Here is a 10,567-nt window from a genome sequence, read left to right on the forward strand (position 1 = left end):
CAAAGCAAGTTCTGGACGTAACCGGAAAGATGTCTTATCATCTCAGCACTAAAAAAGTTTGAAGGAACCAAGATGAAACCATCATCCAAATACTGGCTTTTTATCTTTGCAATCGCTCTGGCAATTTTTCTGGTGATCGGCTTCAGTTTTGTCGCGTCCTGGATGAGCCTCGACCCGCCTGATCGTGAATTCTTCGAAACCCTGGTTGTTAAACTCGCTGTCTTTACTGTCTTCGATGCCCTCGTCATTTTCCTGATTGTCGGCGGCATGGTCAGCCTCCTTTTCCGTTTATACATCATCCCGATCCTGCAGCTCTCGGAAGAGACCCAGCTGATGTCATCGATCAATGCCGGGCATCGAATTGCCCCCCGCGGTGCCAGCGAAGTTCAGCAGCTGATTAACAGGATCAACGACTACGCGGAATCATTCGAAACGATGCAGACCAGCGTCGATGCAAAGATCAATGATTCGCAGTCAGCACTCGATGCCGAACGGAACCGACTGGCCGCCCTGATGTCAGAACTGCCGAGTGGCGTTCTGGTCTGCAATACCGATGGACAGATCCTGCTCTACAATCCTCAGGCCCAGAAACTGCTGACCCGGAGCGCTGAGGCGGACCACAAAAAGAACCCGATCGGTCTCGGACGTTCGATATTCGCCCTGATTGAACGCAACCCGATCCTGCATGGCCTTGATGTGCTCCAGCAATCGCTCAAGGCCGGAAAACAACAGCCGGTCACCAGTTTCATGCTGCCGTTCGGAACCCAATACCTCAGGTTCAACATGGCTCCGGTCTGCGAAGTGGCCGAGAACCAATGCAATATGACCGGATTCGTTCTGACCATCGAGGATATCGCACCGGCGATCGAGTCGGGCAACCGCCTTGAAGGCTGGCTCCAGGGATTGATCGATGATCTCGAAGCATCGCTCTCCCGGATCCGTTCATCGATTTCGGCGATCCTCTCCGAACCGACGATGGAGCCTCCCCGCCTCGCCGCCCACCGGCAGACCATCGATCGTGAATCCTATGGCTTACAGAAACGGCTGACCAGAACCCGCGAGGAGGCCGCCCGGAATATCCACACAATCTCCCACCAGGAGGAAGTCCTCGGCCAGCACCTGCTGCACGTCTTGAGCAAACACCTCGAAGATCGTTTCGGCATCCGTTGCAACACCACCCTGCAACAGGATGGCTGGATCAAGCTCGACAGTTATACGACCGTCCAGGGGATCGCCTTTCTCGCCGGGCGCCTCAAAAAAAGGGCGAACATCGAAGAGGTCGACCTTTCTCTGGCGCGGAGCGGCGACCATCTTCTCCTGATGATGAGCTGGGAGCAGGACACGGTCCGGACCGAGGATGTCGACAGCTGGCAGCGCACGGCCCTGGTCACCGATACCTATCAGCATACCTTCAGCTTTCGCGATTTTATCGCCCGCAACAAAGGGGGACTGCGGCTCAACAAGGTCAGCGACGGCACCTGCAACGGCATCGTTATCTCGTTGCCGCTCAACCAGTCCGAAGAGGAGTACATTGGCAGCTCCGAGTTCGAAGAACGCCCGGTTTTCTACGAATTTGATCTTTTCGAGAGCCGCACCCTCAAATACCTCGGCGCTATGCCGCTCCGGTCTTTAACCTATGTCCCGTTTGATCTTGAAACCACCGGTCTCGATCCGACCGGCGGCGATGAGATGATCCAGCTCGGTGCGATCAGGGTTGTCAATTGCAAGCTGCAGCACAACGAGACCATGGACCAGTTGATCGACCCGCAACGTGATCTGCCGGCGATCGCCTCCGAAATAACCGGAATTACCGAAGAGATGCTGATCGGGCAACCGAAATTCGGTGACGTTCTGCCCGAATTCAAGCAGTTTGCCGAACACGCCGTTCTGGTCGCCCATAATGCAGCTTTTGATATGCGCTTTCTCCAACTCAAGGAGATCGAAACACACTGCCGCTTCGATAACCCGGTACTCGATACGCTACTCCTTTCGACCGTCGTCCACCCGAACCAGAGTGACCACACTCTCGACGGCATTGCCGGCCGGATGAACATCCCGGTCGTTGGTCGCCATACCGCTCTTGGCGACGCCATTGTGACCGCCGAAATCCTGATCCGCTTAATCCCGCTGCTTGAAGCCCGGGGGATCAAGACCCTTGGCGAAGCGATCAAGGCTTCCGCCACGTCGAAGTTTGCCAATAAATCATTTTAGCAGCGGCTGATGCAGATAATATTCAATCATTAACAAGGCTGTGCGGTCCCTCCCCGGCCTGATATAAGACGGAATTTTTTATGAGCCTGAAGCTTGCGGCCAATGCAGGCGGTTTTGAAGTCACGGTCGAAGCCTGTTTCGTCGGCGAGGACCTGCTCATCATCTGTGCCGGCGGCGATCGACCGCATATCGGCGCCGTTGCCGTCGCCGTTTTCACCGGGACCGGACGGGAACCGCAGGTCGAACTGATCCGGGTGGCCAACCACCGTGAGGACGAGCTTTCGGCAGCGGCGGCGTTAAAGATCTCGACCACACTCGAATGTACGGTCACCTTTATTGCCGGCATGCATTGGGATACGATTAGCAAGGCCGGCATTGCCCAGGTACTGGCCAATGTCGAATCGCTTGTTGACCAGTTGATCGACCGCCTGCCCGGGCAGGCCAAGGAGAGACCATGAAAAGACCGGACCTGCTCAAAAAAATTGAGCGTCTCAGTGCAATCGGCATCGACCTCTCCGTCCAGAAGGACCTCAACCAGCTGCTCGAAACGATCCTGACCGGCGCCAAGGAACTGACCGGTGCCGATGCCGGCACTCTCTACCTCTACAAGGAAGATAAATTCCTGCATTTTGAGATCGTCTTTGCCGATTCGATGAACCTGGCGATGGGCGGCAAAAGCGGCAATCCGGTGACCATGGCCCCGGTGCCGCTTTACGATGAAAGCGGCAATCCGAACCGGCGCAATGTCGTCAGCTATGCCGCCCTCGAGAACCGGGTCGTCAATATTGAAGATGCCTACACCAACAAGGATTACGACTTTTCCGGAACACGCAAATTCGATGAGAAATCAGGCTACCGTTCAAAATCTTTCCTCAGCGTTCCGATGCGCGATCATGAAGATAAATTGATCGGGGTTCTGCAATTGATCAATCCGATCGATGCGGAGACCGGTGAAATCGTCAGTTTTACAGCCGAAGACGAGAAGCTGGTCGCCTCCCTCGGCTCACAGGCGGCCGTCGCCCTGACCCGCAAGATTCTGATCGATGGCCTTGAGAACCTGTTACAGTCGCTGGTTAAGCTGGTGGCAACGGCGATTGACGAAAAGTCACCTTATACCGGCGGCCACTGCAAACGGGTTCCGGAGCTGACCATGCTGCTGGCAAAAGCGGTCAACGCCGAAACCGAGGGGTGTTATGCCGGGGTTGAGCTGAACGAGCAGGAGCTGCATGAGCTCGAAATGGCGGCCTGGCTGCATGACTGCGGCAAGATTACCACCCCGGAATATGTCGTCGATAAACGGACCAAACTCGAAACGATCTTTGACCGGATTCACCTGGTCGATGCCCGGCTCGACCTGCTTGCCCTGGCCGCCGAAGATTCTCCGCAGGCGCCGCCACTGTCGCCGGATGAGCTTGCCGAGATCCGCGCATTCCTGCATCAGGTTAATTCCGGCGGTGAATTTCTATCCCCGGAAAAAGCCGAGCGGATCAGGGAGCTGGCCCAGCTGCCGTTGCCGGGAAATAATGATAAATCCGCAACCCTGCTGACCGACGATGAAGTCCGCAATCTCTGCATCAGTAAAGGGACCCTGACCGACGATGAACGGGACAAGATCCAGCAGCACATCGTCTCGACTATCCAGATGCTCGAAGCACTGCCGTTTCCGCAACATCTCCAGCAGGTTCCGGCGATCGCCGGCGCCCACCATGAACGGCTTGACGGTAAAGGCTACCCGAGGGGCTTAACAGCCGAGAATCTCTCATTACAGGCCCGCATGCTCGCCCTGGCCGACATTTTCGAAGCGCTCACGGCCTCGGATCGCCCCTACCGGACCCCGGTCAAGCTGTCGAAGGCGTTAACGATTGTCGGCCAGATGAGTCAGGAAGGACATGTCGACCCCGATCTCTATCGGCTTTTTGTCGAACGCCGACTCTACGATTCCTACGCCCGGACCTATTTTATCGATGAGCAGATCGATGAGGTCGACCCGAAAGCTTTGCCCGGACTGAGTTGAACAAACAAAGGATCTGCCGGCTGTTGTGGTTTTGCGTTTTGTCCGCACCAGTGAAAGCACCGGCAATCAATCTTGCGCCGACCAAAAAAAACCGCCGGTTGTCAGCAACCGGCGGTTTCATATTTGATAAGGATGTGCCGGGAGAAACGTTCGCTCAGTTCACCGCTCGCTGTAAATCCTGGTAACTCCTGGCCGCGTATTTTCGCAGTTTGGCATTCCCCGCCCCGTTAGTGACTTTCTCAAGAATCGGCAGGTACCTGGAATCGGCACTCTGGGCCAGGACCTTGCAGTACCAGGCGAGGGCATCGGCCGTGTTGCGGTCAAGACGAGCGACTTCATAGTTTTGCTCAAGAACCCTGGTCATGGCGTCGAGAACGGCCCGGGCAAAGGTCTGCTCATTGTATACTTCGCGGGCGGCCGACCGCATCTCGGCACCGTTGCCCGATTCGAGCCGGGAGATCAATTCGGCGTAAGGGTTCTTCACGACAGCCGGGGTCGTTTTCGGAGCCGGCTTCGGCGCGACTGTGGCTGCCGGTTTCGGTGCGACCTTCGGTGTCGCCTTGGCAACCTTCTTGACCGCCGGCTTCACTTCCGGCGGCGCTGCCTCCCTGGCGGCGACCGGCTCTGGCTTCGTTTCGGCGGTCGCCTCTTTCGGCTCATCCGCCGATTGTTCGGCAATCTCGGTCTCCGCTGAAGAGAATAACGAACTGAAGGTGCCGGCCGGCAGCGACCAGACCGCGGCGCCAATAACAACCAGGCCGAGAACCAGCAGCCCGATCAGCAACGGCTTTTTCGAAGCCTGATCGGAGCCGCTCTTGCTCCCCTTGGTGACGACATCGAGGTGGGCACCGCCATACGGATAGCTGAGCTCATCAATCTCTTCTTCACCGACATCCTCCGGAACCAGGCGGGCCCGGGTAAAGCGCGGAATCTGCCAGATCTTGACCGGTTCGGAAATCCCCTTGAGCTCTCTCAGACCGACCTCGACACAGGGAACCTCGGCCTTGTTCATCGCCAGGTAAACCGCTTCGCTCAGGTAGATTTCATCCTGCGGGGTGATACTTTCGATCCGGCTGGTCAGGTTGACCGCTTCGCCGAAGACATCGTTGCGGGCAACCCGCACTTCACCGAGGCTTGCTGCAATCCTGATATGCAGCTTCTGTTCAGGCATCGATTTACGATTAAAATCGTAGAGGGCATCCTGCATCGCCATCGAGCAGAGCATGCCGTCGGTCGGCGACCGGAACACCAGCAACAGCGCATCGCCGATGGTCTTGACAACCTTGCCGCCGAAACTGCGGATAATCGGAAAGAGCAACTGGTTATGCAGGCTCAGCATCTCCTTCTGCTCTTTACGTGAAAGGCGCGAAGTCGCTTCGGTATAGCCAACGATGTCGGTCAGAATAATAGCCAGATTTTCAGTTTTCATAGTTATTCCATGGCAAAAGGGAAATATCTAAAATTTATAAGATTTTAATGGCGTGTTGTCAACTTTTAGAAAATGAAACCGGAAGAGCAAATTTTAACGCAGAGGCGCAGAGACGCAAAGAAAGTCAAGCCATGATTAAAGGATTCCGGTTTAAAGATCGAACCCCAAAAGCGTTCCCGCTTTTTGCTTTCGATTTTCTTTGCGGCGTCAGCCTGCGTCTCTGCGTCTCTGCGTTAAGAAAGATTTTTATGAATACGGTTTTAACGCATGACTACAACTACAAAGAAGCTGAGAAGGCAAATTCTTTTTGGGGTTCAGGTTTACCCTGCGGCGTCAGCCTGCGTCTTTGCGTTAAAAAGGATTTTGATTAAAAGACTATTCCCCGTAAATCACCAGCGTATGCGAACGCCAGATACTGAAGATAGTGAAGGTTTCCATGTCGGCGAAATAGACCTTCTGCAACCCGTTTTCGCGGGCGATTTCCCCGATAGCGTTGGTATTGACCTCGGTATAAAGGCCGATATTGGTGAACGGTTCGCGGATCCGGATAATCTCTCCCTCCCCCTTGCCGTCGACGACCGGGGTACTGTCGAGATCGATGGAGTACGGCACGACCGTATTCGTCACCAGGTAGCCGGTGATCGGATCCTGGCCGAGCACGGCGCAACCGCCGAGCAGCACTGCAAGCAGGATGATTGGGCAAAGCTTTGTCATTCAGTCACCGTAGACGACGATCGTCCGGCGCACGTAAAGACCGAAGAGCAGGCTGTACACTTCGACATCGGCATGCTTGAGAGTGGTGATACCGCCGTTTTTCGCCGCCGCCGCATAGCCGGCATCGCCCCAGGCCGCAACCCAGAACAGGCTGTAATTGCTGGCCCGTCCTGTTTTCGTGCCAAGATCGGTGTTGTTGAGATCTTCATCGTACGGGGAGCGGGTATCGATATAGGCGCAGGCCGACAGGGCGAACAGCAGGGAAGCGAGCAGAATCAGGCGGAGTGTGCGCAGCATTAAAAGTATCCTTTCCGTTGAGTACCAAGAGAAGTCGCCACAGAATACGTTCAAATTTACCGGAAGTCAAAACCGCAATCGCATGGAGCCGCAATACGTCAATCCAATTCATACTCCGGAAGTTGCACCTTATTAAGAATCGGCCAGTATTTCCGTTTCCACAATTCGGAATTCGGATCATCATCCCAGGGGACAGGCTCGACAACCAGGATGTACCGTTCATACATCTCCAGCTCGAGGCGATAGAGCGTCCGCACCTCATCAATGAACATCGCGTCGATGGTCGCAGCGTAACAGGTGAAATCGATGGAATCAACGGTACGGCAGGTCACCTTGGCAAAGAAGGAATGGCACCCCATGACGTTATCCAACCGATAGAATTGCCCCGCTTGCGCCAGGGCTATCGATGGAAGCAAAAGTAAAAACAATAACAGTCTGCTGATCATATCAACCTCCTTCCGGTTGTCCTGGCCTTAAGCATACCGACCGGCGCGACACAATAAGTCACAGGCAAAGTTCTGTGCGGTTGCAGAAGTGATGCTATACTACAGGTATGACAGACTGTTCATGGAGGTGTTATGTCTTATTCGAATGAAACCGATTGCAAAGATCCGCAAGGGCACTGGAAGCATTTGTGTGAATTGCGCAAGCAGGGAAAAGAAGATGAGTTCAAGGACCTGATGCAGGATCCCGGCCATCGCTGTCTCAATTGCAACGCCGTCGCCAAACATGCCGAGAATCTCTGCAATCCGAGTACGATCGTTAAAATTTAAAAAGCGAAAAGCAGTTTACAGTTGGCAGTTGGCTGTCTTCAGTTTTTTCTTACAGCTTACAGCTTACAACTTACAGCTTACAACTTACAGCTTATAGCTTATAGCTTACAACTTACAGCTTACAGCTTACAACTTACAACTTACAGCTGATAACTGCCCCCTGATAACTGATAACTATCTTTTAACATTCTTCCGCTCAATCTTGCCGACGCCGAGCATCTTCTTGATCTCTTCGACGCTTTTTTCGTAGACGATCTCCCGGCCCATGACATTGCCGACATAGGCCCGACCGTTTTCGGTCGGCAGCAGCTTGCACTTGACGTTGTGGATCCCTTCGCCGATTGCCACCGTGATAACGTGGGGGTTGATGTCAATCACGGCAACTTCGATCCCTTTGCCGGCTTCCGATTGCACCGTAATCTTGTCAATTGCCATTGCCCGCCTCTCCTTTTCCAGCTTCGACATCGATCCCCTTCTCGTTCAGACGCTGGTAGACCCGTTCGAGCAGCCGCTCGCTGAACTGCGCGGTCCAGGCCCGGAAATACGGCAGGCTCTCGCCGGCAATCTGTTCGCTGACCTGTTGGGATTTTCTGGCAACGTCGGTTCGATAGAAGGTCAACAGTTGATGAATCTCTTCCGGGGTATAGTAGCGCCGGTAGATCGGGACCAGGTGGTCAAGCAGACGCTGCTCTTCGTCGGCAATGATCAGGTCGATTTCCTCGGCAACAATCGGCCCGGCCAATTCCGGCGGGATCTGCCGCCCGGCCAGGAACGAATTCATCTGGCTGCTGTTGGTCTCCCTGACGCTGGCGATGATGCGGCTGGTCAGGCTGTAGCGGACCAGCTCGGCCGCTTCGGCAAGCCGGGCATCCTCGGAAATCGGTACTTGCGGTTTATTGGCGGCGCAGCCGGCAAGGTTTAACAGGAAGAACAGAACGATGATAAAACGCATCAAAACTCCTGACGATGAGAGGTATGACTGATCCTACGCCGGAAGGGAGAGGTTGGCAAGCTTCTTAATCGCGGGACCACCAGAGCAGACCGGCGAGCAGCGCCGGGCCGGCAAATCCGGGCAGACTGACCCAGACCGGAATCAGTTTACCGCCGACCATCAGTTCGGCACCGGTCAGCAGGCGACAGAGATGGGCAAGCGAGATGATCAACAACAGGGCGATCACAATCGTCAAGACGCGCTGCCGCACCTTCTGCCTGCTCTGTCCCCGCCTCTGTTTATTCAATTCCGACATACCGGATCCTTGCCGGCTATTGACTTGCGAGAAGCGATTGGTATTCGTCATGCTTGTCGATATATGCCTTGATAAACGGGCATTCGGGAACAATTTTCAAATCCTCGGTTTTGGCAAAATCGAGCGCCGCCCGGACCAGCTGGCTGCCGACGCCCTGGCCGCCGAGTTCGTCCGGCACTTCGGTATGGGTCAGAACGAGGACGCCATCGTCATAGCGGTAGCGGATGATTGCCAGGTGGCCGCTCAGCTCGGCCTGGAATTGTTGATCGGTCAGGTTATTGGCTACGTCGATACTCATGGTCGAATCTCCCTGATTAATGCTGTTACCGAAAGGTTAACCCTCTGCGGCAGGAAGGCAAGAACAAAATGGACGGATTGCAGATAAGAATGAAGGAGCCTGCCCTTTTAATCGATTTCTATTCCCAGTGATCACCGCGCCGGCGGTGCAGTTCGACTTCAATCGGCTCGACCCGCCCCTGGCTGTTGATGAACGAGCTGAGCAGACCACTGACGATACTGATGATCAGCGAACCGAGCAGCGCCGAGCCAAACCCGGAGACGACCAGGCCGCCGATCACACCCGAGGTCATCTGCAGCAGGAAGGCATTGATCACAAAAGTGAACAGGCCGAGGGTCAAGACGTTGATCGGCAGGGTCAGCAGCAGCAGGATCGGCCGGAAAAAGGCATTCAAGAAGCCGAGCACCATGGCGGCAAACAGGGCGGTACCGAGACCGCTGATTTCAATACCGGGAAACAGGTAAGCAGCGATGATGATGGCGGCCGCCAGGATCAGCCAGCGGAGCACGAGACCTTGCATGAATAAAAACCTCCTTACGTCGATAATGGATCGTTAAAGGGATTCTAACGTATGCGCGCGAGCATACAAGGGCGAATGTTGCCCCTACTGTGATGTCTCGTTATCTTGCGAGACATCTGCACCTTCATTAAGTCCTGTCATCCCCGACCCTGATCGGGGATCCAATGTGGTTGATCGTCCTGTTTAACGGAGAGCCGGAGAGTGGCGGAGTTCGGAGAGATATTCAAATCCTTCCAGGTAATATTCTTTGCCACGAAGACACGAAGACACGAAGTCACCAAGGAAAGCTAAATTTAATAGGTATTGAGTTTAAACAAAAACCATTAGCCGCTGATCACAATCAAATCAATATTTAACGCAAAGACGCGAAGACGCAAAGAAAGTCGAGTTTCAATTCGTTTTATTGTTTCAATCAGTTCTATTTGTTAAAACACAACCAGTCCAACCAATCCAACGCCCCTGTTCTCGCCCCCCTCTCCGTTAACATGCTTTAGACCTTATCAGCGCCCATCTGCGTTCATCCGCGGCTAATTGATGTTTTGGTTCCCTTCGTGAACTTGGTGCCTTAGTGGCAAAAAAAAGATTTTGAGTTTGATGGCACACCCTGAGCAGAGTGTCCCGATTGAAAAATCAAGGAATCATAAAAAAACGGCAACCTTCAGGCAACAATAACCTGCCCGATGAAGATTTCTTCAATGTTTGTCAACCGGAGAGAACCTCGGATCGTCTATATTGCATCAGAAGATTAACGTAAATTAATTTTATACCTTGAAAATGCCCGCATTAGAGATAACTTGTTTTTATCGCGGCACAAAGAAGTAGCCGAAAAGGAGAACAAAATGAAACGGTACATGAAAATTGTCGTAACCGGACTATTAGCCCTCCTGGTTTTTACCGCTCCAACCTGGGCTCGTGGTGCCGGCGCCGGTTCCGGCGCTTCCGGTGACAATGCCGGAGCAGGCATGACCGAAGATGGCTATGGCAGCCAGAATCAGAATCAGAATCAGAATCAGAATCAGAATCAGAATCAGAATCAGAATCAGAATCAGAATCAGAATCAGAAT

At 53.9% G+C, this 10,567-nt stretch carries 16 protein-coding genes; 6 read left to right on the top strand and 10 right to left on the bottom strand.

Annotation, left to right across the window (positions count from 1 at the left end; translation table 11 throughout):
* Positions 1-72 precede the first annotated feature (72 nt).
* The 3 genes from C0623_05005 to C0623_05015 all read left to right on the top strand — a co-directional run bounded on the left by C0623_05005 (position 73) and on the right by C0623_05015 (position 4,225).
* Complete coding sequence (locus C0623_05005; GenBank protein ID PLY01810.1) at positions 73-2,211, top strand: DNA polymerase III subunit epsilon; 2,139 nt, start codon at positions 73-75, stop codon at positions 2,209-2,211.
* 80 nt (positions 2,212-2,291) lie between these two features.
* The gene (locus C0623_05010; protein PLY01811.1) at positions 2,292-2,669 is read left to right on the top strand and encodes a hypothetical protein; all 378 of its coding nucleotides are present in this window, start codon (positions 2,292-2,294) and stop codon (positions 2,667-2,669) included.
* Positions 2,666-4,225 carry a phosphohydrolase gene (locus tag C0623_05015; protein PLY01812.1) on the top strand — a complete coding sequence of 520 codons (1,560 nt, stop codon included), beginning with the start codon at positions 2,666-2,668 and terminating at the stop codon, positions 4,223-4,225. Before C0623_05010 ends, C0623_05015 begins: the two co-directional genes overlap by 4 nt.
* A gap of 154 nt (positions 4,226-4,379) precedes the next feature.
* Here the strand turns inward: C0623_05015 and C0623_05020 are convergent, their stop codons facing one another.
* Positions 4,380-5,654: a hypothetical protein gene (locus tag C0623_05020; protein ID PLY01813.1), complete on the bottom strand. Its 1,275-nt coding sequence runs from the start codon at positions 5,652-5,654 to the stop codon at positions 4,380-4,382.
* A gap of 131 nt (positions 5,655-5,785) precedes the next feature.
* On the opposite strand from C0623_05020, the gene C0623_05025 reads away from it, so the two are divergent.
* Complete coding sequence (locus C0623_05025) at positions 5,786-6,025, top strand: hypothetical protein (GenBank protein ID PLY01814.1); 240 nt, start codon at positions 5,786-5,788, stop codon at positions 6,023-6,025.
* A 4-nt stretch (positions 6,026-6,029) separates the two neighbouring features.
* Here C0623_05025 and C0623_05030 read toward each other — a convergent pair whose 3' ends face one another.
* The 3 genes from C0623_05030 to C0623_05040 form a co-directional block, all read right to left on the bottom strand.
* A complete protein-coding gene (locus C0623_05030) occupies positions 6,030-6,368 on the bottom strand; it encodes a hypothetical protein (protein PLY01815.1) in 339 nt (112 codons plus the stop codon).
* Positions 6,369-6,665 carry a hypothetical protein gene (locus tag C0623_05035; GenBank protein ID PLY01816.1) on the bottom strand — a complete coding sequence of 99 codons (297 nt, stop codon included), beginning with the start codon at positions 6,663-6,665 and terminating at the stop codon, positions 6,369-6,371. It abuts the gene before it with no gap.
* A gap of 98 nt (positions 6,666-6,763) precedes the next feature.
* Entirely contained in the window at positions 6,764-7,111 is a 348-nt protein-coding gene (locus C0623_05040) for a hypothetical protein (GenBank protein PLY01817.1), read from the bottom strand.
* Positions 7,112-7,243: 132 nt separating this feature from the next.
* Here C0623_05040 and C0623_05045 point away from each other — a divergent pair, with 132 nt between their 5' ends.
* On the top strand, positions 7,244-7,438 hold the full coding sequence (locus C0623_05045) for a hypothetical protein (GenBank protein PLY01818.1): 195 nt from the start codon (positions 7,244-7,246) through the stop codon (positions 7,436-7,438).
* Between the two features lie 174 nt (positions 7,439-7,612).
* Here the strand turns inward: C0623_05045 and C0623_05050 are convergent, their stop codons facing one another.
* The 5 genes from C0623_05050 to C0623_05070 form a co-directional block, all read right to left on the bottom strand.
* Positions 7,613-7,873 carry a hypothetical protein gene (locus C0623_05050; protein PLY01819.1) on the bottom strand — a complete coding sequence of 87 codons (261 nt, stop codon included), beginning with the start codon at positions 7,871-7,873 and terminating at the stop codon, positions 7,613-7,615.
* The gene (locus C0623_05055) at positions 7,863-8,390 is read right to left on the bottom strand and encodes a hypothetical protein (protein ID PLY01820.1); all 528 of its coding nucleotides are present in this window, start codon (positions 8,388-8,390) and stop codon (positions 7,863-7,865) included. The genes C0623_05050 and C0623_05055 overlap by 11 nt, the downstream gene beginning before the upstream one ends.
* A 64-nt stretch (positions 8,391-8,454) precedes the next feature.
* The gene (locus C0623_05060; protein PLY01821.1) at positions 8,455-8,685 is read right to left on the bottom strand and encodes a hypothetical protein; all 231 of its coding nucleotides are present in this window, start codon (positions 8,683-8,685) and stop codon (positions 8,455-8,457) included.
* A 16-nt stretch (positions 8,686-8,701) separates the two neighbouring features.
* Positions 8,702-8,983, bottom strand: coding sequence for an N-acetyltransferase (locus C0623_05065; protein PLY01822.1), 282 nt, complete (start codon positions 8,981-8,983; stop codon positions 8,702-8,704).
* Between the two features lie 118 nt (positions 8,984-9,101).
* A complete protein-coding gene (locus C0623_05070) occupies positions 9,102-9,503 on the bottom strand; it encodes a phage holin family protein (GenBank protein ID PLY01823.1) in 402 nt (133 codons plus the stop codon).
* 164 nt (positions 9,504-9,667) lie between these two features.
* Here C0623_05070 and C0623_05075 point away from each other — a divergent pair, with 164 nt between their 5' ends.
* Entirely contained in the window at positions 9,668-9,859 is a 192-nt protein-coding gene (locus tag C0623_05075) for a hypothetical protein (protein ID PLY01824.1), read from the top strand.
* A gap of 519 nt (positions 9,860-10,378) precedes the next feature.
* On the opposite strand, the gene C0623_05080 is transcribed toward C0623_05075, so the two are convergent.
* On the bottom strand, positions 10,379-10,567 hold a 189-nt coding region (locus C0623_05080; GenBank protein PLY01825.1), incomplete at its 5' end, for a hypothetical protein.

Source organism: Desulfuromonas sp. (genome assembly GCA_002869615.1).
Classification (GTDB): domain Bacteria; phylum Desulfobacterota; class Desulfuromonadia; order Desulfuromonadales; family UBA2294; genus BM707.